We start from the raw sequence: 20,805 nt of genomic DNA, 5'->3' as shown, positions 1-20,805 counted from the left end.
CGATCTGTGATGACCGTTCATGTGCTGGTGCTCGGTGCCGGCGGACGAGTCGGCGCCGCGCTGTGCGATCTACTGCCCGGATACGGGTTCTCGGTCCACGGGTTGACGCGCAGCGAGGTTGACGTCGGCGACGACGATGCAGTGGCGGCGTGCATCGCGGCGGCTGATCCGGGTGTGGTGATCTACGCCGTCGCGATCGCCGATCCGGATCGCTGCGAGCGCGACCCGGCGGCATCGTATGAGGCCAACGTGGCCGGGGTGCAGCGGGTGGCCGCGGTGGCGGCACGCACCGGGCGCCGGGTTATCTACTACTCGTCGGACTATGTGTTCGGCAGCGCCGGAACATATTTCGAAGACGCCGCGGTGGCGCCGCTGCAGGTTTACGGCCGCCACAAGGCCGAGGCCGAACAGCTGGTTTTGGGCTGCGGTTGCAACGTGGTGCTGCGGTTGCCGCTGCTGTTCGGCTCGAAAGACTTCGTCGCCGACGCGGTGCGTGCGGCCCTGGCTGGTGCACCGCTGGCCGTCGATCGGCGACGGCGCTTCCCGATTCCGGTGACCCACGTCGCCCGGCTGACCGCTGGGATCATCACGTCGGAAGCTGTGTCGGGGATCTATCACGCTGTCGGGGTGGAGGCCGTGACGAAGGCCGAGTGGGCGGCCCAGATCGCCGGGCTGCTGGGCCGGCCGGTACCGCCGGCCGTGGCGCCCGGCGGTGGACTCGGTGCGCCGCGGCCGGTGGACGTCGAGCTGGCCACCCGGCATCCGCAGCTGCGCACGGTGCCGGGGACGTTGTGGGCGGCGACCCGGGCGCGGGTGGCGGAGCTGGCGAAGCCGGTGTAGCGAGATTCAGACCGAAGGCCGTCGCTCAGATCAGATCAGAGGAAGCCCAGCGCGCCGGCCGTTCCCGACCGACGGCGTCTGGGTCGCTCTGCAGCGTCTGCGTCAACAGCTCGTAGTACACGTCACGGAAGTCGGTAGTGGGTTTGAGATCGCCGTGGTCCAGGTCGGTCAGGCTGGGCTCGTCGCCGTAGAAGCCGCCCTTGACCGGCGCGCCGGCGACGAACACCGGGCCCGCGGTGCCGTGATCGGTGCCCTGCGAGGCGTTGGCCTGTGGGCGACGACGTGGCAGCTGATTGACGAGCCGCCCTATCTGCGCACGTGCAAGCTGGACCTGCAGGTGTTTCTGCGTGAGGTCCTGGAGGGCCGTCGCGTCTGGATCACACACCGACCACCGCGAACTCGTCGAGCGCCGCACTGTCCAGCCACGGCTCGAACTCGCGCTCCCACTGCTCTTTTCGCGGCAGCCGGCGATCGAGCACCTTGAACCGCGCCGCCGGCAGCGAGAACAGTGCCTTAACACATCCCTTTGCGTTCGCATCATGCGACAGCATCCAAACTGTCTGCACCGCACCACCTTTAACGCGTGCGGCCGTCCGGCCCTTGAAATCTGTGTTGCGCTGCTGGACCTCAAAGACCATGTTGGCGGGCACCACACACACGTCCGCCCGTGCGACGCACACACCGTCGGCGTCGACGAGCTCGTGCTCGGGAAAAGCCGAGTACTCCATCCGCCGGCAGAGGTCGGTGATGTAGTTCGGCATCCACCGGTGGCGTTCGCTCATGCCACGATCGGTCTCTGGTGGCTCCTCTGGCTTGCTGTCGAGCTGCAGCGTCCTCCTCGGTCAGGTGCAGCCGGGTGCGCACCCGAACACCGGCGGGCCCGGCCGCCGCCACTGGATCACCGATCCGCCGCAACGCACGTTTACTCACGGCCGTTATCTTTGCTCCCGGCACCGACAACCGCCTTCGGGCCGATATCACGCTGCGCGCAGCCAACCGCCTTCAACGCACGGTTTCGAGCACTGCGGCGACCATAGAGCCGCGCACAGAAACGTGTGAGCACCTCCACCATGTCGCGCACCAGATCGTCGTCGACCTCACTGTCGTCGAGTACCACCAACCGGCGACCGTGCGCCGCCAGCGCCGCCTCCACCAGCTCAGTGTTCATCCGCCCCAATCGATCCCGGTGCTCGACCACCACGACGGTCACTTTTGGGTCGGCCAACAGCCGCCGTACCTTTGCGCGTGACCCGTTCATCCCGGATCCAACCTCGGCCTCAACCCGCGCCACCGTTCCACCCGCCTGAGCGGCCCACCCCGTCAGCCGCGCCACCTGACGATCCAGGTCGGCCTTTTGATCATGCGAGGAGACCCGCGCATACAACCCGAACGCCGGAGCCGGTGAACCCGGCGCCACGTCAGGCGACACCAGGACCGTGCGCTCATTCACCCGCACCGCCGGAACCGGCAGCGTGCCCTCTCGAAACCACCGGTACGCCAGGGCGACGACGTGATCTTCCGGGTGGAAGGCAATCGAGCGGTGCTGGCCCGGACGCCGAACTTCCTCACCCTGGCCGGAACTGTCCGTGTCCCGGCGGCGAAACGCAACGTCGCGTGGGATGTCGCGTGGGATGAGGTGATCCGCCGCAGCCGGGCCGCTCGAGCTGCAGACCGCCGTTGACCGCGATCGTTGACACCAACGTCCTTGCGCGTCATCTGACGGGCGACCCGCCTGAGATGGCGGCCGGCGCGACTGCGTACCTCGGGACCGGGCAAGAGTTACTGCTCACTGACCTCGTCGTGGCTGAGACGGTGTACGTGTTGGAGTCCTTTCACCGAACGGCCCGCGACCAAGTTGCCGAAGCCACGAGATCGCTCATCGCATTCGACTTCATTGCCTGCGTGGACCCGGCGCTTCTTTTGCGTGCGGTCGAGGTCTACGAGACTGACCGGATCGACTTCGCGGAGGCATACCTTGTCGCGTGCGCCGAGAGCGCCGGGGTCATCAAGGTAGCCTCTTTCGACCGGTCCATCGATCGCATCAACCCGATCGAACGGATTGAACCACCGCCGGTCTGATCCGCAAGCGCCCGCGCGGCAACAGCCGGCAAGACCCGGCGGGACGCTACGAATTCCCGCCGATTTGCAGGCCAAAACCTTTGGGGCGCAACGCTGTCGGTCTCGCCGCGCGAGGCGCCGTTCGGCGCCGGTGGCCCCCGAGTTGATCTGTGTGCTGCCGTTGGCCAGCGTCGAACGCCCCGGCTGGGTGCGTCGCGTTCGCGTCGCCTCCGGCGGCGGCTGGGTCGTCACCGAGGAGATCCGCACCGTGGCCGCCGACCGGTTGCGCCGGTACGCGCCCGAGATCCGGCTATCGGCGGCAGAACTCGACGAAGTGCGGCACGCGCCGGGGCAGATGCCGATCGTCTGAGTCGCACGCGCAGTGACGGCGGCGGACGCTGGGGAGCTGATCAGCCGAGCGTCGCGCCGATGATCGGACTTCCCGGTGAACTCCGCCCAGCGCTCGCGCAATCGCGACGTCACCGTTGGCTTTGGCGCCGACGAGGCGCAGCGGCCGGCGGTGATGCCCGTGGGAGGCGAGCTGTCGCTGGACGTCGAGTGTTCGGCGCAGCGCGTCCTGCGTGGTGGGCGCCCACGGCGACGCAGCCAGCGCGGCGGCGAGTGCGTCGTAACCGGCGCAGCCGAGATCCTTGGCCGCTTCAAAAAGGCCCGCGGCTGTCGGCCAAGGCCAAACCGGTGGGCAATGCCGATGAGCTTCGGCGGGCAATCTCGGTGAGCGCGGTGGGAGTGGCCGCTGGCGCAGTTCGTGTACGTGGTCGACCGGGCACGTCGGCGTCGTCGTGTCGACGGCGGGGTGGGGCACGGCGGGCCCGGGCCGTGGCGAGGGGTTATCGGCCGGTCGCCGCTGGGAGGTCCCACACAAAAGAGAGGCCCGCCGAAGCGGGCCTCTCTCTTGTGTTTTCTGCTGCCGGTCAGCTGGCCGGTGCGGGAGCACCGGTGCCGAAGGTGCCGCCGGTTCCGCCGGCGCCGCCCGCCCCGCCGGTGTCGCCGACGTTCGGGGCGCCTGGGGCGCCGGCGGTGGGACCGCCCGCGGTGCCCAGGGCGGGCGCTGTGGTGCCCGCGGTGCCGACGCCGTTGGCGCCGCCGTTGCCGCCGATGCCGCCGTCCGCGCCGTTGCCGCCGGTGCCGCCGGTGCCGTTGGTGCTGGTGGACGAGCCGCCGACACCGCCGCTACCGCCTGCCGCACCTGCCGAGCCGTTGCCGCCTGCCCCGGCGGTTCCGGCTGCGCCGGTTCCGGAGCTGGTGCCCGCCGCGCCGCCGACACCGCCGGTGCCGCCCACGCCGCCGGTGCCCGCGGCGCCGCCGGCGCCGCCGTTGCCGGCCGTGCCCGCGATACCGGCGTCGCCGCCGCCGCCGCCGAGGCCGCCGCTGGAGGCCGCGCCGGCGTTACCGCCGGTGCCGCCGACGCCGCCGTCGCCGCCGCTGACGGTGTTGCTGGCCGCGCCGCCTGCGCCGGCGTCACCGCCGGCGCCCGCGTCGGCGCCGTTGCCGCCGGCCCCGCCGATGCCGCCGTCGCCTTCGGAGGCGGCGTAGCCGCCGACACCGCCCGCGCCGGCCACCTCGCTGATGCCGCCGCCGTGGCCACCGTCACCGCCGGCGCCGCCGGCCGTGAGCTCGGGGCCGGCCGCGCCGCCGACACCGCCGTGGCCACCGGCCCCGTTGGCGCCGATGTCGCCGCCGGCGCCGCCGGCGCCGCCGTTACCCGATCCGGCCGCCTCGCCGCCGGCGCCGCCGTAGCCGCTGCCGCCGCCGGTGCCGCCGGTGCCGCCGTCGCCGCCGTTGCCGCCCGTGATGCCTGTGCCGCCGCTGGCGCCGCCCGCGCCGCCGCTGCCGCCGTGGACGCTGGCGCCGCCGTTGCCGCCGGCCCCGCCGGCGCCGCCGTCACTGGCTTTGCCGAGGCCCTCGCCGCCGTTGCCGCCGTGGCCGCCGGTGCCTGCCGTGCCGCCGTCGCCGCCGACCCCGCCGGCGCCGCTGGACGTGTCACCGGTGATGCCGACCCCGCCGGCGCCGCCGTTGCCGGCGCTGGCCCCGGTGGCCCCGCCGGTGCCGCCGGCGCCGCCGCTGCCGGCTTCACCGCCGGTGGCGCCGCTGTTGCCGCCGTTGCCGCCGAAGCCGGCGTCGCCGCCGTTGCCGGCGTTGCCGCCGCTGCCGCCGGCGCCGTCGCCCAGGCCGTTGCCGCCGTCGGCGCCGGTGCCGCCGTGACCGGCCACACCGCCGGCCGCGCCGTCACCGCCGTTGCCGGTGAGCGCACCGTAACCGCCGTTGCCGCCGTCGCCGCTGGCGCCGCCCGTGCCGCCGCTGCCGCCGTTGCCGCCGGCTGCGCCGGTGCCGGTGACGCCGGAGGCGTTGGAGCCGATGGCACCGTTGCCGCCGGCGCCGCCGGTGCCCGCCGCGCCGCCGGCGCCGCCGTTGCCGGCGTCGAGGGTGCCCACAGCGTCACCGCCGGCGCCGCCGTTGCCGGCCGCGCCGCCGGCCCCGCCGTCACCGCCGGCATTGCCGGCAGCGAAGGGGTCCTCGTTGGCGATGGTCTGGAAGCCGGGCGCGCCGTTGCCGCCGACGCCGCCGTCACCGGCCGCACCGCCGGCCCCGCCGTTGCCGCCCATGTTGCCGCTGTTGCCGCCGGCCCCGCCGTTGCCGCCGGTGCCCGCGGCGCCGCCGGTGCCGGCCGCGCTCAGCGGAGTAGCGCCGTCCGCGCCGTTGCCGCCTAGACCACCCACGCCGCCGGCGCCGCCGTTGCCGAAGCCTTCGTCCGTGACGCTGGCGCCGCCGATCCCGCCGTTGCCGGCGTCGCCGCCGTTGCCGCCGATGTTGCCGACTCCTGCAGTGGTGGTGCCGTATCCGTCGCCGCCGGCGCCGCCGTTGCCGCCCACGCCGCCGTTGCCGTACGCGGCGGCCCCGCCCGCGTGCCCGGTGGACCCGCCGGCCAAGCCGCCGGAACCGCCCTGGCCGCTGGCGCCGCCGTTGCCGCCGAGGCCGCCGTTGCCGCCGGCGCCGTCGGTGGCGGAGGCGGCCGGGTTCCAGCCCGCGCCGCCGTTGCCGCCGGCCCCGCCGGTGCCGTCCGCGCCGCCGTTGCCGCCGTTGCCGTCGACGCCCACGACGCCGGTGGTGTTGGTGGTGGGAACCACGCCGGCCAGCCCGCCGTTGCCGCCGGTGCCGCCGGTGCCGGCGTTGCCGCCGTCACCGCCGTTGCCGCCGAGCGGGTGGAGTGCGCTGCCCGATCCGCCGTCGCCGCCGTTGCCGCCGCTGCCGGCGGTGCCGCCGGCCCCGCCGTCGCCGCCGTCGCCGCTGTTGCCGCTGAGGGTGCCGGCCTCGCCGCCGTTGCCGCCGTTGCCGCCGAGCCCGCCGCTGCCGCCGGTGTTGCCGTCGGTGCCGTCGCCGGTCGAGGAGGTTTCGCCGTTGGCGCCGGTGTTGCCCTGGCCGCCTTCGCCGCCCGCGCCGCCGTTGCCGCCGTCGCCTTCGCTGCCGGCGTTGCCGCCGTCACCGCCGAGGCCGCCAGCGCCGGCGGTGGGGTTGGTGACGGTGGCTTCGGCGCCCTGGCCGCCGGCGCCGCCGGCGCCGCCGTTGTCGGTGAAGCCGGCCGCGCCGTTGCCGCCGTCGCCGCCGAGGCCGCCCGCGCCGGTGCCGCCGTCGGCGAAGGTGCCTGGCGCGCCGACGCCGCCGGCGCCGCCGTTGCCGCCGATGTCGCTGGCGACGCCGTTAGCGCCCGTGGTGCCCGCGACCCCGCCGCCGCCAGCGGTGGTGCCGGCCGCGCCGCCGGCGCCGCCGAGGCCGCCCACAGTGCCCGGGGTGCCGCCGTTGCCGCCGTCGCCGCCGTCGCCGAGCACGCCGCCCGCGCCGGCCACACCGGTCACACCGGCCGCGCCGACACCGCCGTTGCCGCCGGCGCCGCCGTCACCGCCGACGCCGCCGTCGCCGCCGTTGCCATTAACGCCGACGTGGCCGAAGATGCCGCCCGTGCCGGCGTCGCCGCCGGCGCCGCCCGCGCCGCCGTTCTCGCCGACCCCGCCGTCACCGCCGTTGCCGCCGGCGCCGTCGTCGACCCCGCTCACACCGGTCGCGCCGGTGGCGCCGGTGGCGCCAGCGCCACCCTCGCCGCCGACCCCGCCGTTGCCGCCGTCGCCGCCGTCGCCGAAGAAGTCGAATGCGCCCGCACTGCCGCCGTTGCCGCCGGCCCCGCCGGCCCCGCCGACATTGCCGATGGTGCCGGCCACCCCGGCCCCGCCGTCGCCGCCGTCGCCGCCGTCGCCGTACCACGACCCGGCGGTGCCGCCGTCGCCGCCGGCCCCGCCGTCAGCGCCGGCCCCGCCGTTGCCGCCGTCGCCGAAGGTGGGGGCGTCACCGCCGGCGCCGCCGACACCGGCAGAGTCGGTGGCGCCGTTGCCGCCGTCACCCAAGAACAAGCCGCCGTTTTCACCAGTGGCCTGCGTCAGCGTGCTGTCGGCGATGCCGTTCGCGCCATTGCAGAACAGGTCGCCCAGACCGCTGGTGCACGTCGGAAGGAAGGAGAACATCGAAGAACTCGCGCTGTCGGTCGACGCCGCCGTGCTGGCGTCCGGCGCCGAAGCGCTGCTCGACAGCGCGGCGTCAAAGCTGCTCGGGTTGGCCAAATCAGCCAATGCGGTGTCGAAACCGGCCGGGGTGGACAGATCGCCCAGCAGCCCGCTCAACATGCCAGGATCCAAGAAATCGGTCGGGTTGACCGACGTCACCGCCGAGCTGGCCGCCGAGCCCACCGCCAGGTCCAGGATGTCGCCGATGATGTCGGCCTTGGCCGTCGGCGCGCCCGCCAGCGGGTAGAGCCCGAACGCCAAAAACGCCCCGGCGCTCCCGCCGAGGCCGATCGCCCGACTGCGACGGGCCTTAGCCTTGCCCGACTGCCGGTTCTTCTTGGAGTGCTGACCCGCCATGTTCGCAAACCTTCCTTAAGCATGAGCTGATTCGATCTCAGGTGTCGTTAAGGTACCGCATGATGCGGCGCGCGCAAAACGGAAACCGGAAAAAAATCTCGAAAGAATTTTCGCGCCCGGCATTCTGCGGCATCAGCGCACGTCAGCCGGTACGTGACGGGGTCCTAGCTCAGCGAGCGCACACCCGACATCTACCGGAGTGTTAACAGACAGGTGTCAACTCCTAACTCGCAGGTTAGGAAATGTGTTCAACAAAACGCCTGGTCCAGCTGGCGGCCGGGACGGGGTCGTGGGCAGTTCGAACCTTCCCGGGCATGGCGTTGCACGGTCCGAACCAGCGCGCGGGGCCTTCTGACCCGGGGTTAGCGCGTCGATACCGCGCTTGCCGGCCACGACGCGGATAAGATCACTCAGGCAAGCTACCGAATATTTCCGTGAAATTATGGTTTAGCCGCGGAAATATTGAGCAAAAGTAACGTTTCTCACTTCTCGCTCAGCCGACCGCGAGCTGGGGTCGATGCCCTGGGGCGCATCATCCGCTCTGGTCAACCGGCCTTCGGCGAATCGGTCAGCTCGCGAGCGTCGAGCTTGGTGCGCCAGCGGCCCAGTCGTGGCCGACCGCCACACCCACCCCTATTTCGCGGCAAGGCCACTGTCGAAGATTGGTTGCGCCGCTCGCAGAGCCGGGTTCTGCGGGTCCAGCGCCGCGACGCCGAAGTGGTCAGCTGGCGACTTGAGCGCCACCGAGGCCGCTCGGCGTAATGGTGATACCCGGCTGGCCGACCAGTCGGTAAGACAGGCGCTGCAACTCAGTGCCGTCGATGCTGATGACGAACGTGTACTGGCCGAGCTTCTCGAACGGCAGGACTGGCACATTGACCGCCAGCGCGACTGATTGACTTTCGCCGACTTCAAGTTGTGGCGGACGACCAACATTGAAGCGGATCTCAGTTCCGAACGGCTGACGATCAGTTGGACTCGTCAGCACTTCGACTGGATGGCCGTCCGCGTCCTGCAGAGCGATGCGAACGCTGTGTTCCTGGTTCGTCTGCGTCCAAGGGACTTCAACAATCATTCCCACTGCGAGAGACACGGGCCATGGCCCGGGTTGGCCAGCCGGAATCAGGACTCGATCGAAGCCGCCTCCTGAGAGGTATAGCAAGTTGTTCTGCGCTTCCGCGTGGTTGCACAGCAGTGCGGTTAACTCCATCGCATCTCCGTGTCATACGTGCTAGACTTTTCGGTAATACCATAACACGGAAGCGGTATGACCGCCACCAAGGAGAGTCGTGGGATCGCCCGCCGATGCCGAGTTCCTTGAGATCGATGAGCGCAATGAACTTCATATAACAAAGCACGGAATAACCGCCGCAGAACGTGAACAAGTGTTCGAGAACTATCCAGCCTGGGCGTCGAACAAGCGGGGGCGCGCCGCCACCTATTTGATGGTTGGGCGGACGTTTGGTGGGCGACCGGTCATTGCGGCGGTACTTTATGACGAAATGCGGCGAGTGGTTCGACCGATCTCGGCCCGCGAGTGCACCCGGGCAGAGATCAACAAGTGGCTCTGAGGAGTGGTTGATATGAGCAACGATCGCAGGGTCGAAGACGAGAGCGAGCTTGCTGATGAGCTCGAGAAGGCTATGGCGGATCCAAGCGAGTGGGGCGAGCCGATTCGAGAGAGTCGGCATCTGCGGTCGGAGAAGAGGCGCCGCGCCGCGATGATTAGCATTCGGCTCACGGCGGAAGAGTTGACCGCCGTACAAACGGAGGCTACTGCCCGCGGCCTGAGTGTGAGCGCGTATGTGCGCGACACGGCACTGCGCCCTGCGCAGTTGTCATCGCCGATCACGACCATGCATAGGCTGCCCGTCAATCCGCCTGCGGACACGCAGAATCCGATAATAGTAAGCGCTCAGAATCTTGCTACGCCCGATGAGAGGAGCGTCGCCACGACGTATCTTTTCCTAACTGCAGCGTCATAGGATCCATGCGCGCCGGAGCCGTGGCAACTCTCGACACTCGAAATCGCATCTCCGATGCTTTGGGCGACATAGGCGGATCGAGAAGAACGTCTTCAACAAGTGTTTCAGGCAGACGAACTTGACCTTTGTTGCGAGTCGGGAATCTACCCCCTGGTATGTGGTCGCTCACCGGCGGCAGACACGCGGAATCACCAGCAGTTGCCCATCGGTCGGCAAATCGTGCCATATACGAGCAAGAGACGGAGTGGATGCGGCGCCGGACGTCAGCACACGACGGTAAACTCGGCGTCATGTCCAGTGTCGAGCGACCTGAAGAGCCAGTCGTGCGAACCTACCCGCCCGACGAGGCAATCAGGCATGCTCGCCCACTGCCTCCGCGTGATCGCCTCATCATCGAGGATGTGCCCGAGGATGAGTGGGCCGCCTTTCAGGCTGCACTAGCAGGCGCATGACCAACGCCCAGCTATCGGGCGTCGTTGTGGACGCGATGGTTTCGTGCAGACTGCGCACAGATCGGCCATGCGCTCGCCGGCAAGCTCCATGACGGCGACCGGTGGATCGCAGCCGCCGCAATGCGGCTCGGCATACCGCTGGTTTCCCATGACGGGATATTCGATGGGGCACCCGGGCTTGAGTTCGTCACTGTTGCCGGCAACGAATAGCGGCCCGCATGGCGAGACCGAAATTCACGGACCGGTCTACCACTGCGTGATCCCCTGCTGCTGCGATACGACAGAACAAGTACACCTGCCTCACGTGTCGCTAACAACACCCCACATCCTCGCCGATGCTTTCACCAGCTGTTTTGCCGAGCACCCACGACCGAAACAGCACAGTCACGCGCGCTGCCCAAGCGCAGGAAGCGTCGTCGGTGACGGCAAGAATCTTCGTCGCGTTGACGCAGCGCGATCCGCATGTGCGCGAACTCGTAGCAGAGATCGTGCCCGACGTATTTCCGTGGGTGGCGTTCCTGTCTCGCGATGAGGTGCGCGAGTTTGTGGTGGAGCTGGTATCGACGATGCGAGCCGCTGATGCGATCGATAATCCGGCGCCGGTGGTGCAGGTGATTGATAGCTGGCGACATACCGCGGAGGTACTGGCTGACCCCGAGTTGACTGCGGTGCTGAGCGGGCCCAGCGTCGGCGACTTCGGACGAGTTCCCCAGCCCAGCCGCGGGTAACGGATTGGCGCCCAAACGTGGTGATCGAGTCGCGCCGCCAGCTGGCACGGCCGCCGAGTGGGAGCTGCGATTCGTCACGCATCCGCGCGTCACCGAAAACCCGCTGTCGGCCGCCGACGCGTGGCGATACGTCCAAGACCGGCTCGCAGCCCTGCTCACATCGGTCAGGGCCGCGACGTCGAGACGACGGCGAAACTCACTGAGAGCCGTCTTGGTCACGATCCTCGTCGTGCGAGCGGCAACGGCCATGTCGCAACCACCGGCCGGCCTGTCACGGCGTGTCCTGTCCGGCCGCCGTCGGTCCGGCCCGCTAGGGTATCGAACGAGTGTTCGGCAATCCGGGAGGCGCGGATGCGGGTGATGGGCGTCGACCCGGGTCTGACCCGCTGCGGGCTCTCGGTGATAGAGAGTGGCCCCGGCCGCCAGATCATCGCGCTCGACGTCGACGTGGTGCGCACGCCGGCTGCCGCGCCGCTGCCGAAACGGCTGCTGACCATCAGCGAGCACGTCGAGCACTGGCTGGATGTCCATCATCCAGACGTCATCGCCATCGAGCGGGTGTTCTCCCAGCAAAACGTGTCGACGGTGATGGGCACCGCGCAGGCCGGCGGCGTGATCGCGCTGGCCGCGGCCAAACGCGACATCGACGTGCACTTCCACACGCCGTCCGAGGTCAAGGCCGCGGTCACCGGCAACGGCGCCGCGGACAAAGCACAAGTCACCGCCATGGTCACCAAAATCCTTGGGCTGCAAGCCAAACCGACACCAGCCGACGCGGCGGACGCTTTGGCGCTGGCGATCTGTCACTGCTGGCGTGCCCCGATGATCGCGCGGATGGCCGAAGCCGAAGCCAAGGTCGCCGAGCAGCGCAAGAAATTCGCCGCGAAAGTGCGGGCCGCGCGATGACCGCCGGCGACCACGCAGAGCGAAGCGATGAGCAGGAGCGGCGCATATGATCGCATCGGTACGCGGGGAAGTGCTCGACGTCGCTTTGGGCCACGTCGTCCTCGAAGCGGCCGGCGTGGGCTACAAGGTGATGGCCACCCCGTCCACCCTGGCGACGCTGCACCGCGGCATGCAGGCCCGGCTGATCACCGCGATGATCGTCCGCGAAGACTCGCAAACGCTCTACGGCTTTCCCGACGGCGAGGCCCGCGACCTGTTCCTGACGTTGCTGAGCGTCTCCGGCATCGGCCCCAAGATCGCGCTGGCCACCCTGGCCGTCTACGACGCGCAGGCGTTGCGGCAGGCTCTCGCCGAGGGCGACGTCACCGCGCTCACCCGGGTGCCGGGCATCGGCAAGCGTGGCGCCGAGCGCCTGGTGCTCGAGCTGCGCGACAAGATGGGTGCGGTACCGGCGGCGACGTCAGTCAACGGCCACGCCGTTCGCGGTCCGGTGGTGGAAGCCCTCGTCGGACTTGGCTTTGCGGCCAAGCAAGCCGAAGAGGCCACCGGCAAGGTACTGGCCAACGAACCGGAGTCCACCACCGCGACCGCCTTGCGGTCGGCACTGTCGTTGCTGGGGAAGACCAAGTGAGCCGATTCGAAGACTTCGAAGACGAAGCGGACGAGGACCGCGAGGTTTCTGCCGCCCTGACCGTCGGCGAAGGCGACATCGACGCCAGCCTGCGGCCGCGCTCGCTGCGCGAGTTCATCGGCCAAGCACGCGTCCGCGAACAGCTGCAGCTGGTCATCGAGGGTGCCAAAAACCGCGGCGGCACACCGGATCACATCCTGTTGTCCGGCCCGCCGGGGCTGGGCAAGACGTCGCTGGCGATGATCATCGCCAGCGAGCTCGGGTCGTCGCTGCGGGTAACCTCGGGGCCTGCGCTGGAACGTGCCGGCGACCTGGCGGCGATGCTGTCCAACCTCGTCGAGCACGACGTGTTGTTCATCGACGAGATCCACCGCATCGCCCGGCCCGCCGAGGAGATGCTGTATCTGGCGATGGAGGACTTTCGGGTCGACGTGATCGTCGGCAAAGGCCCTGGGGCAACGTCGATTCCGCTGGAGGTGGCGCCGTTCACGCTGGTCGGCGCGACCACCCGGTCGGGGGCGCTGACCGGCCCGCTGCGGGACCGGTTCGGGTTCACCGCGCACATGGACTTCTACGAGCCGGCCGAGCTGGAGCGGGTGCTGGCCCGTTCGGCGGGGATCTTGGGCATCGAGGTGGGGGCGGAGGCCGGCGCGGAGATCGCGCGGCGCTCGCGGGGCACGCCGCGCATCGCCAACCGGCTGCTGCGCCGGGTGCGCGACTACGCCGAGGTGCGCGCCGACGGGGTGATCACTCGCGACGTCGCCAAGGCCGCGTTGGAGGTCTACGACGTCGACGAACTCGGCCTGGACCGGCTGGACCGCGGCGTGCTGTCGGCGCTGACCCAAAGCTTCGGCGGCGGTCCGGTCGGGGTGTCGACGTTGGCGGTGGCGGTGGGGGAGGAGGCCGCCACTGTGGAAGAGGTATGCGAGCCGTTTCTGGTGCGCGCCGGCATGCTTGCCCGCACCCCGCGCGGCCGGGTGGCCACCGCGCAGGCCTGGACCCACCTGGGCATGACGCCGCCGCCCAGGGCGGCGGGTTTGGGTCAGCCGGGCCTCTTCGAGTAGCCGCGCAACCTGTGTCACGTTCACTGCTCAGCGTGTTACGTTGGTGGCGTGAAGACCATTCGGTTAAGTCCCGAGCTAGAGAAGCGACTGCAGTGTGCCGCCGCGGTTGCTGGCGAGTCGCTCTCCGAGTTCATTCGGCGCGCGGCCGCCGAGCGCGCCGACCTGCTGCTGAGCAGCGGTGGCCACGAGGACTTCGCCGACGTGCTAGGGGTGATCCGTGGCGGTGGCGGAAGGGCCCGCCGGACCGGCACGGCGTTCACCGACATCCTCACCGACCGCCAGCGCAGTCGGTGACCCTCACCGACGCCGGTCCGCTGATCGCGATCATCGATGCCGACGAAGCCGACCATGAGACATGCGCACTGGCCTTGCGGACGCTGGCGTTGCCCCTGGTCACCACCTGGCCGGCGTTCACCGAGGCGATGTACGTGCTGGGCCGAGCCGGCGGCGCGGCCGGCCAGCACGCCCTCTGGAAGCTGCTGCTGAGCAAGCGGCTCGACATCGCCGAACTTTCGCTAGCTGTGCTCGAACGTAGTGCCGCACTGATGGCCAAGTACGCCGACCGGCCGATGGACCTCGCCGACGCCACCCTCGTCGCGCTGGCCGAAGCACGCGGCGAACGGCGAATCTTCACCCTGGACAATGACTTTCGCATCTATCGCATCCACGGCCGGACCCGCTTTGAGGTCATCCCCGGCTGACGACGGCCGAAGAGGTATGCGAGCCGTTCCTGCTGCGCGCCGACGGCGTCGTCGAATGAACCGTCACCGACCGACAGGCCAGTGCTCGACCGTGATGTCGTCCATCGGGAAGTCGGCGGGATTGCCCGTCGCGAGGCGAGCCCCGATCGCGGCGGCAGCCGCCGCTGCCGCCATGGCCGAACTGATGAGGGAAATCCTCAACTGACCGTCACAGGTTCCAGGGGGCGTGCCAGTGCCCGTCAGCTTCTTTGGTCCACCCGCAGGGCGCGTAAGCCAAGTGGGGGATAGGTGTGGGGTCGATCGGCAGGCACATCGGGGGCGGCCCAGGCGCTGGGGCCGGAGGGACAGCCGGGCCGCTTTTGTATCGCGCCGCCTGCACCACCGCTGTAGGGGCGCGCCCGCTTGTGTAGCCGGGCTGGCTGAAGTTCGGCCCGACTTCCTGGCAGTCGCCCTGCCACGGCGAGTAGCCGCCCCACGTGCCGGGGTCGTCGCTTTCCGTGCCGGGCGCCATAGAGAAGCGCGCGCCTACGCAGCGCTCATCCCAGCGGCTGGCCGGGCTGTAACAGCATGCGGGCATCGTGGACGCTGCGGCCGGCCCGGCGAGCACCAGTCCGAGACCGGACAGGACAGCCAGGAAGGTCATCAGGATGAGCGCGGTTTTAGCGATCAGGCAGTCGGCCTGATGAAGTGTGATCCCCCGAGCGGCGAACTGGCGGCGCCACCCACCAGCGAGAACCCCTTCGGCTGCGCCCAGCGGCGCGCACCGCAGGCCGCGCACCAGGCGTCGTGCTGCTGTTTCTTCGCCGGGAACCACGCCTCGCCAGATTTCCTCGACCGAGATCGCACACGTCCACGGCTCGTCGCCGCGGCGGCGCAGGGCGCGCAGTCGGTCCGCGGCTGGCCGGCCGCGCAGGGCATCGATCAGTACCGTCGAGTCGAGCAGCACCCTCGCCACGTCAGCCGCTGCGACGTTGGCCGGCACGCTGGTCGCGGACCCAGGCGCCGGGGTCGTCATCCCATTCGTGGCCCCGGTCGGGGATGGCCCCCAGCGCTGCCTCGATGTCGTCCCATCGACGCTCGTCCTCAACCCCGCGGCGCAGCAACTCTGCGATAAATGCACTTCGTCGCCGGCTACCGGCTCGCCTGTCGAGCTCGGCCACGAGCGCATCATCGACAGTAATGTGCAATCGCATGTGTCTACGATAGCCCACACTGCCTGCACACGTTTGCCGCGGCGCGTGCCAAGTCCCAGATTCGAACGCGTGCCAGTAGGCGAACTTCGTACCATAGCGTGACACGGTGTGACACGGTGTGACACGGTGTGACACGGTGTGACACGGCATAGTACGGTAAGTGCGTGGCCGATCACTACACCTTGCGACTAGCTCCGGGGATGCGGCAGCGACTCAGCGAGCGGGCGCGTCGCGCTCATATGCCTGAACGCACCCTCGCGCAGCGCTACGTCGAGGAAGGCCTGCGCCACGATGCGCATCCGTTGATCCAGTTTGTCGACGGACCAAGCGGGCGGCGGGCGAGCCTGGTCGGTCGCGGGCTGGATGTCTGGGAGGCCGTCGCGACGGTCCGCGACAACGACGGGTCTATTACCGAGGCCGCCGAGTACCTGCAGATCCCGGCCGGGCTGGTGGAGGCGGCAGTCGCCTACTACGGCGAGCACCGCGACGAGATCGACGCAGAGATCGAGCACAACGAGGCCGAGTACGAGCGTGGCCGGGCGGCGTCCGCCGCCGCCCAGCAGGCCCTGCGCGGGTGAGGGCGCCTGTCTACTTACTGCGCTCTCCGGAGAACGCCAGGCGGCTGATGCAAGCCGTCGCCAGGGACAAGGCCGGGGACGCCACGGTCACCACTCCTATAGACGAGCTGCGGGAGATGGCCGGCGGCGAAAAGTGAGAAGCGTCCACTTCGACTCCGGCGGCTGGGAGGACTTCCTGTTCTGGCTGGCCTCCGCCCGCAAGACCGCCCGCCGCATCGTTCGTCTCATCGCAGAGATCCAACGGGAACCCTTCACCGGGATCGGCAAACCAGAACCGCTGAGAGGCGAGCTGTCAGGATATTGGTCCCGCCGCGTCGACGACGAGCACCGGCTGGTGTACCGAGCAAACGACGAAGAAATCAAGATCCTCAAGGCGCGGTACCGCTACTGAGTGGCACAAGTTGCCGCACCGCTGCTTGCCGGTGTCGGATCCGCGGCTTGAGCGGCCGCCGTGCTTAGGAACGGTTTCCGGTTATAACACCAGCGCGTGCGGGTATTCAGCACGCGCTTGACACTTCGGTGTCCAACTGCATGAGGAGACTCGTAATGACTGAATCGCGGTCGGGATTCGGCAGCCTGCACATGCCGCGCAGCCGCGGCGCGGTAAGCGGATTGCTACTGATCATCCTCGGCGCATGGGGAGCGTTGATCCCCTTCGTCGGGCCCTACTTCAATTTCGCGTACACCCCCGACCAGGCTTGGGCCTGGAGCGCGGCGCGCGCCTGGCTCGAGGTGCTTCCCGGCGTCATCGCCGCAGCGGGCGGCGTTTTGCTGCTGATCTCGGGAAACCGCGCCACTGGGATGCTCGGTGGCTGGTTCGCCGCTATCGGCGGGGCATGGTTCGTCGTCGGCCGGACGCTGGCGTCGACGTTGCGCCTCGGCGACGTCGGTCACCCGATCGGCGCGACGGACGCCAAGCGGGCCCTGCTCGAGATCGTCTACTTCTCCGGCCTCGGCGCGCTGATCGTCTTCCTGGGCGGGGCGGCGTTGGCGCGCATGTCGGTCCGCACGGCACGCGATCTGGAACACGCGCTGAAGCATGAGCCCGCGCCGCAGGCGGACACCTCCGCCGCTTACGCCGTACCGGCGGTGTCCCCAGACGCCCCGACCTACGCGGCGCCGCAGGAGGGCCGGCACGAAAAGAGCCGCTTGTTCCGCCGGCGACGCGCCGACGCCAGCAGCCACCCGGCTTGACCGCCGGCGCGTCTGCTCAGCGGGGCTACAGCAGCCCGAGCAACTGCAGGTCGGTGGCGTACTTGACGATGATCGGCGCCGAGACGTGGGGAATGTCTTTGTCCGGCCCGATTTTCGCCTCTTGCACCGCCGCGCGGAACCGGTCCGTCGGCGCCATCGACCCGTTGATCGGCTTGTCGGGCCGCCGGTAGTTGTGCAGCAGCGGCAGGAGCGAGTACTGGCGCTGCCGCTGCGGCAGGGCCCGCAGCGTGGTCTCGAACCGTTGCAACCAGGTGGCGTAGTCGCCGACCCGCTGGATCGAGTAGCCGGCATCGATCAGCCAGTCGACGTACTCGTCGAGGCCGACGCCGTCGTCGTACGGGTTCATCACGTGGTAGGTCTGGAAACCGTCCACTGCCCGCGCGCCCAGCTCCGAGATCGCCTCGGCGACGAACTCGACCGGCAGGCCGTCGTAGTGCGCGCGCTGCCGCCTGCCCTCGCTGTCCAGCTCGTAGAACGATCCGGGCGCGATACCGGCGGCGACCAGGCTGAGCATCAGCCGGGTGAACATGTCCGGCAGGTTCAGCTGGCCCGCATAGCTGGTGTCGGCCAGGATCATGTCGCAGCGGAACACCGCGACCGGCAGCCCGCACCGGTCGTTGGCCTCGCGCAGCAGCACCTCGCCGGCCCACTTGCTGTTGCCGTAACCGTTGGCGTAGGTGTCGTTGACCGCCCGCGTCGGGCTGATCCGACGGATGTCGGCGTCCTCGACGAACGTGCCCGGCGCCGTCTGATCGCCCACGCCGATCGTCGACACGTAGGTGTAGGGCTTGATCTTGCCGGTCAGCGCCAGCTTGACCAGCTCGGCGGTGCCCAGCGCATTGGGGCCGAACAGCTCGCTGTACGGCAGCACGTGGTTGACCAGAGCCGCGGGGTCGACGATCAGGTCGACGGTGTCGGCCAGCCGCTGCCAGGTCTGCGGGTCCAGGCCGAGGTTGGCTTCGCCCTTGTCGCCCGCAACGACCTCGAGGTGGTTGGCCGCCAGCTGCCGGTAGTGCTCGAGCAGCGTCGGGCCGCCGTGAGCAGAGCCCACGCCGAAAGTCTTGTCCAGCCGCGCACGAGCGTCCTCATCCGAGCGGGCTCGCACCAGCGCGATCACCTTGCCGTCGACGAAGTTCATCCGCTCGAGCCATTGCAGCGCCAGGTAGCGGCCCAGGAAGCCGGTCGCCCCGGTCAACAACACGGTCCGCACCTCGCGGCTGGGCTGCGGCAGGTCGGCCGCGGCGGCCAGCGTGGCCTCGTCGATGAACTTGTCCAGCGTCAGGTCGGCGGCGTGCACCTGCACCGCGCCGCGGCCGTGCACGCTCGCAAACGACGGCCGCTTGGCGCCCTGCCGCTGGCCCTCGACGTAGTCGGCGACCGCCGCCAGGTCGTTGGCCGGGCTGACGATCACGCCCACCGGCACGTCGACGTCGAAAATCTCGTGCAACAGGTTGCCGAATGTCAACGCGGACAACGAGTCTCCGCCCAAATCAGTGAAGTGGGCGTCGGGTGTCAGGTCGGACTTCGCGGCGCCCAGCATGGCGGCCGCGGCCCGGCTGACGGTCTGCAGCGCCGGCGCCCGCGCGCCGCTGCGGCGCAGTTCGGTCAACTCGTTGGCCTGGCCTTCGGCCAAGTCGGCGTAGAGCTGTTCGAGGCGCTCGCCGTAACGCTGCTTCAGCTTGGGCCACGCCAGCTTGCGGATCCCGGTCAGCAGACCGTTCTCCAGGCTGAAAGGCGTTGCCTCGATGATGAAGTCGCGCGGCACCTCGTAGGACTGCAGACCGGCCTGCCGGGCGGCCTGCTGCAGCGACTCGGCGATCGCTGCCTTCGACGTGTTCACGTCGGTCGGCACCACGACGGCCAGCAGGTAAGGCTGCGCGCTGTTGCCGTAGAGGTAGATCTGGCGGACCAGCGGGCTGTTGCCGAACACCGCCTCCAGCTTCGCCAAGGCGACGAATTCGCCCTGCGCGAGCTTCAAGACGTTGTTGCGGCGATCGACATACACCAGCCGGTCAGGGGCAACCTCGGCGAAGACGTCGCCGGTCCGGTAGTAGCCGTCGTCGTCGAAGACGTCGGCGGTGGTTTCGGCCCGCTTGTAGTAGCCGGGGAACATGTTCTGCGTCTTGAGCAGCAACTCGCCGCGCGGATGGGGGCGGTCGGTGGCAAAATAGCCCAGGTCCGGCACGTCGACCAGCTGGTAGTCGAGCACCGGCGGACGCCGAATTTCGCCGTCGAACAAGACCATGCCGGCCTCGGTGGAGCCGTAACCGTCCAGCAGGTGCATCTCGAGCAGCGACTCGACCCAGGCCCGCAACTCGGGAGAGGTCGGCGCCGAGCCCGTCATCGCGAAGATGTAGCGCCCGCCGAGGAGGTGCTGCCTGAACTCCGCCATCACGTCCGACTCTGCGGCGCCGCGCCCCACCTCGCTTTGGTACTCGTCGTAGAGCATTTCCCAGATGCGCGGGACGAAGTTCAACTCGGTGGGCCGCACCAGACGCAGATCCTCCAGCAGCGTCGACAGGTCGCTCTTGGCGGCGAAGTACGCGGTGCCGCCGTTGCCGAGCGTGCCGTAGAGGATGCCGCGGCCCATCACGTGGCTCATCGGCATGAAGTTGACGGTGATCGAGGCGGCGCTGGGCCCAAACCAGTTCTTGGTCGAGCGGTTCCACATTTTGGCGACGTTGCTCTGCGGGTACATCGCGCCCTTGGGCGCGCCGGTGCTGCCGGAGGTGTAGACCAGCAGCGCCAACGGGTCTTCGGACTCGTCGGCCTCAAACGCCGGCGCCGCCGGCAGCCCGGCGCCGCGCTCGCGGACCTCGTTGAGCGTGTCGATGGCCAGTGCGATGTCGGCCAGCCGCTCGTGGGCGGCCTGCAGCGCCTCGCGGTGGTCGTCGACCTCGCTGCGGTAGTCGAAGATCACCAGCCGTGCGGGGGCGTCGCCGGCTTCGGCCGCGCCGACGATCAGGTCGACCGCGTCGGACAGGTAGTCGGCGCCGGCCACCAGGACCGTGGGTTGGGTCTCGGTGACGATCGGCAGCAACTGCGCGGTTGCCGCGCTGGTCTGCAGCGGAACCGACACCGCGCCGATACGGCCGAGCGCGATGTCGATGCTGGTGTAGTCGACGCTGGTGAAGCCGAGCAGACAGACCCGGTCACCGACCGCCACGACACCGTCGGCCAGGGCGCGAGACACCGCGTCGACCCGGTCGGCCAGCTCGCCGTAGGAGATGGTGTCGAACCAGGGGAGCAGCTTGGCTGACGTGCGTCCGGTCTGCGGGTCCTTGACCAGCTCGACGGCGCGTTGTCCCAGCGCCGGCCGGTCTGGGTAGCCCTCCAGCACCGCCTTGACCACCTGTGGGAGCCGTGTCCCGGCGTTCTCGACGGCGGCGCTGACGGCCTCGTCGGGCCGCGCAGCGGCGAACTGCGGGTCGTTGGCGGCTAGGTACTGGGCATCAATCGACATAAAGCAACCTCGCAACGTGTGAATCGGGAAATCTTGGCGGCGCGACGCTGCGCCTGAAAACTT

The 20,805-nt window shown here is 69.6% G+C and carries 23 protein-coding genes and 2 pseudogenes; 17 read left to right on the top strand and 8 right to left on the bottom strand.

Annotated elements, in window-relative coordinates:
- Positions 1-9: 9 nt before the first annotated feature.
- Positions 10-840, top strand: coding sequence for an SDR family oxidoreductase (locus M5I08_RS17750; protein WP_249763394.1), 831 nt, complete (start codon positions 10-12; stop codon positions 838-840).
- 30 nt (positions 841-870) lie between these two features.
- On the opposite strand, the pseudogene M5I08_RS17745 reads toward M5I08_RS17750, so the two are convergent.
- The 3 genes and pseudogenes from M5I08_RS17745 to M5I08_RS17735 form a co-directional block, all read right to left on the bottom strand.
- Positions 871-1,120: pseudogene (locus tag M5I08_RS17745) on the bottom strand (DUF1501 domain-containing protein); the annotation flags it as partial.
- A gap of 97 nt (positions 1,121-1,217) precedes the next feature.
- Complete coding sequence (locus tag M5I08_RS17740; protein WP_219070456.1) at positions 1,218-1,622, bottom strand: hypothetical protein; 405 nt, start codon at positions 1,620-1,622, stop codon at positions 1,218-1,220.
- Positions 1,623-1,762: 140 nt separating this feature from the next.
- Positions 1,763-2,374 (bottom strand): IS607 family transposase, encoded by a 612-nt coding sequence (locus M5I08_RS17735; protein ID WP_219070478.1) that lies wholly within the window; start codon positions 2,372-2,374, stop codon positions 1,763-1,765.
- On the opposite strand from M5I08_RS17735, the gene M5I08_RS17730 reads away from it, so the two are divergent.
- The 4 genes from M5I08_RS17730 (at position 2,363) to M5I08_RS17715 (ending at position 3,634) form a co-directional block, all read left to right on the top strand.
- Positions 2,363-2,521 (top strand): hypothetical protein, encoded by a 159-nt coding sequence (locus tag M5I08_RS17730; RefSeq protein WP_249762880.1) that lies wholly within the window; start codon positions 2,363-2,365, stop codon positions 2,519-2,521. The two genes, M5I08_RS17735 and M5I08_RS17730, sit on opposite strands and share 12 nt — an antisense overlap.
- Entirely contained in the window at positions 2,518-2,919 is a 402-nt protein-coding gene (locus M5I08_RS17725) for a type II toxin-antitoxin system VapC family toxin (protein WP_219070452.1), read from the top strand. Before M5I08_RS17730 ends, M5I08_RS17725 begins: the two co-directional genes overlap by 4 nt.
- Before the next feature lie 130 nt (positions 2,920-3,049).
- A complete protein-coding gene (locus M5I08_RS17720) occupies positions 3,050-3,268 on the top strand; it encodes a hypothetical protein (protein WP_219070449.1) in 219 nt (72 codons plus the stop codon).
- Positions 3,269-3,343: 75 nt separating this feature from the next.
- The gene (locus M5I08_RS17715) at positions 3,344-3,634 is read left to right on the top strand and encodes a hypothetical protein (RefSeq protein WP_219070447.1); all 291 of its coding nucleotides are present in this window, start codon (positions 3,344-3,346) and stop codon (positions 3,632-3,634) included.
- A 196-nt stretch (positions 3,635-3,830) separates the two neighbouring features.
- Here M5I08_RS17715 and M5I08_RS17710 read toward each other — a convergent pair whose 3' ends face one another.
- Positions 3,831-7,826 (bottom strand): PE family protein, encoded by a 3,996-nt coding sequence (locus tag M5I08_RS17710; RefSeq protein WP_249762879.1) that lies wholly within the window; start codon positions 7,824-7,826, stop codon positions 3,831-3,833.
- Between the two features lie 721 nt (positions 7,827-8,547).
- Positions 8,548-9,036 (bottom strand): DUF6941 family protein, encoded by a 489-nt coding sequence (locus tag M5I08_RS17705; protein ID WP_219067785.1) that lies wholly within the window; start codon positions 9,034-9,036, stop codon positions 8,548-8,550.
- A 79-nt stretch (positions 9,037-9,115) separates the two neighbouring features.
- Between M5I08_RS17705 and M5I08_RS17700 the strand changes: the two genes are divergently transcribed.
- From M5I08_RS17700 to M5I08_RS17670, 8 genes are all read left to right on the top strand, one after another.
- Entirely contained in the window at positions 9,116-9,397 is a 282-nt protein-coding gene (locus tag M5I08_RS17700) for a BrnT family toxin (protein ID WP_219067786.1), read from the top strand.
- Between the two features lie 12 nt (positions 9,398-9,409).
- Positions 9,410-9,811 (top strand): plasmid mobilization protein, encoded by a 402-nt coding sequence (locus M5I08_RS27325; RefSeq protein WP_440271461.1) that lies wholly within the window; start codon positions 9,410-9,412, stop codon positions 9,809-9,811.
- Between the two features lie 871 nt (positions 9,812-10,682).
- Positions 10,683-10,991, top strand: a complete 309-nt coding sequence (locus tag M5I08_RS17695; RefSeq protein ID WP_219067788.1) for a hypothetical protein — start codon at positions 10,683-10,685, stop codon at positions 10,989-10,991.
- A 351-nt stretch (positions 10,992-11,342) separates the two neighbouring features.
- Positions 11,343-11,897 (top strand): crossover junction endodeoxyribonuclease RuvC, encoded by a 555-nt coding sequence (ruvC, locus tag M5I08_RS17690; RefSeq protein WP_219067789.1) that lies wholly within the window; start codon positions 11,343-11,345, stop codon positions 11,895-11,897.
- A 46-nt stretch (positions 11,898-11,943) separates the two neighbouring features.
- Positions 11,944-12,528: a Holliday junction branch migration protein RuvA gene (gene ruvA, locus M5I08_RS17685; protein WP_219067790.1), complete on the top strand. Its 585-nt coding sequence runs from the start codon at positions 11,944-11,946 to the stop codon at positions 12,526-12,528.
- Positions 12,525-13,592: a Holliday junction branch migration DNA helicase RuvB gene (gene ruvB / locus M5I08_RS17680; RefSeq protein ID WP_219067791.1), complete on the top strand. Its 1,068-nt coding sequence runs from the start codon at positions 12,525-12,527 to the stop codon at positions 13,590-13,592. The genes ruvA and ruvB overlap by 4 nt, the downstream gene beginning before the upstream one ends.
- Before the next feature lie 48 nt (positions 13,593-13,640).
- Entirely contained in the window at positions 13,641-13,886 is a 246-nt protein-coding gene (locus tag M5I08_RS17675; RefSeq protein ID WP_219067792.1) for a type II toxin -antitoxin system TacA 1-like antitoxin, read from the top strand.
- Positions 13,883-14,293 (top strand): type II toxin-antitoxin system VapC family toxin, encoded by a 411-nt coding sequence (locus M5I08_RS17670; RefSeq protein ID WP_219067793.1) that lies wholly within the window; start codon positions 13,883-13,885, stop codon positions 14,291-14,293. Before M5I08_RS17675 ends, M5I08_RS17670 begins: the two co-directional genes overlap by 4 nt.
- 208 nt (positions 14,294-14,501) lie before the next feature.
- Here the strand turns inward: M5I08_RS17670 and M5I08_RS17665 are convergent, their stop codons facing one another.
- On the bottom strand, positions 14,502-15,248 hold the full coding sequence (locus M5I08_RS17665; RefSeq protein WP_219067794.1) for a PIN domain-containing protein: 747 nt from the start codon (positions 15,246-15,248) through the stop codon (positions 14,502-14,504).
- 1 nt (position 15,249) lies between these two features.
- The gene (locus M5I08_RS17660; protein WP_219067795.1) at positions 15,250-15,486 is read right to left on the bottom strand and encodes a hypothetical protein; all 237 of its coding nucleotides are present in this window, start codon (positions 15,484-15,486) and stop codon (positions 15,250-15,252) included.
- Positions 15,487-15,650: 164 nt separating this feature from the next.
- On the opposite strand from M5I08_RS17660, the gene M5I08_RS17655 reads away from it, so the two are divergent.
- The 4 genes and pseudogenes from M5I08_RS17655 (at position 15,651) to M5I08_RS17640 (ending at position 17,258) form a co-directional block, all read left to right on the top strand.
- Positions 15,651-16,064: a hypothetical protein gene (locus M5I08_RS17655; protein WP_219067796.1), complete on the top strand. Its 414-nt coding sequence runs from the start codon at positions 15,651-15,653 to the stop codon at positions 16,062-16,064.
- 8 nt (positions 16,065-16,072) lie between these two features.
- Positions 16,073-16,201, top strand: a pseudogene (locus M5I08_RS17650) (type II toxin-antitoxin system prevent-host-death family antitoxin); the annotation flags it as partial.
- On the top strand, positions 16,198-16,455 hold the full coding sequence (locus M5I08_RS17645; protein ID WP_219067797.1) for a Txe/YoeB family addiction module toxin: 258 nt from the start codon (positions 16,198-16,200) through the stop codon (positions 16,453-16,455). The pseudogene M5I08_RS17650 and the gene M5I08_RS17645, both read left to right, overlap by 4 nt.
- Before the next feature lie 155 nt (positions 16,456-16,610).
- The gene (locus M5I08_RS17640) at positions 16,611-17,258 is read left to right on the top strand and encodes a hypothetical protein (protein ID WP_219067798.1); all 648 of its coding nucleotides are present in this window, start codon (positions 16,611-16,613) and stop codon (positions 17,256-17,258) included.
- 25 nt (positions 17,259-17,283) lie between these two features.
- On the opposite strand, the gene car is transcribed toward M5I08_RS17640, so the two are convergent.
- The gene (gene car / locus M5I08_RS17635; RefSeq protein WP_219067799.1) at positions 17,284-20,742 is read right to left on the bottom strand and encodes a carboxylic acid reductase; all 3,459 of its coding nucleotides are present in this window, start codon (positions 20,740-20,742) and stop codon (positions 17,284-17,286) included.
- Positions 20,743-20,805 lie beyond the last annotated feature (63 nt).

Source organism: Candidatus Mycobacterium methanotrophicum, from assembly GCF_023515995.1.
GTDB lineage: Bacteria > Actinomycetota > Actinomycetes > Mycobacteriales > Mycobacteriaceae > Mycobacterium > Mycobacterium methanotrophicum.
The sequence above is the reverse complement of the archived record's forward strand: the minus strand, read 5'-3'. Positions and strand labels throughout refer to the sequence as shown.

Coding starts and splice junctions, on each gene's coding strand:
- M5I08_RS17750 (WP_249763394.1), top strand. CDS start 10: ATGACCGTTCATGTGCTGGTGCTCGGTGCCGGCGGACGAGTCGGCGCC.
- M5I08_RS17740 (WP_219070456.1), bottom strand. CDS start 1,622: ATGAGCGAACGCCACCGGTGGATGCCGAACTACATCACCGACCTCTGC.
- M5I08_RS17710 (WP_249762879.1), bottom strand. CDS start 7,826: ATGGCGGGTCAGCACTCCAAGAAGAACCGGCAGTCGGGCAAGGCTAAG.
- M5I08_RS17705 (WP_219067785.1), bottom strand. CDS start 9,036: ATGGAGTTAACCGCACTGCTGTGCAACCACGCGGAAGCGCAGAACAAC.
- M5I08_RS27325 (WP_440271461.1), top strand. CDS start 9,410: ATGAGCAACGATCGCAGGGTCGAAGACGAGAGCGAGCTTGCTGATGAG.
- ruvC (WP_219067789.1), top strand. CDS start 11,343: ATGCGGGTGATGGGCGTCGACCCGGGTCTGACCCGCTGCGGGCTCTCG.
- ruvA (WP_219067790.1), top strand. CDS start 11,944: ATGATCGCATCGGTACGCGGGGAAGTGCTCGACGTCGCTTTGGGCCAC.
- M5I08_RS17660 (WP_219067795.1), bottom strand. CDS start 15,486: ATGCGATTGCACATTACTGTCGATGATGCGCTCGTGGCCGAGCTCGAC.
- M5I08_RS17640 (WP_219067798.1), top strand. CDS start 16,611: ATGACTGAATCGCGGTCGGGATTCGGCAGCCTGCACATGCCGCGCAGC.
- car (WP_219067799.1), bottom strand. CDS start 20,742: ATGTCGATTGATGCCCAGTACCTAGCCGCCAACGACCCGCAGTTCGCC.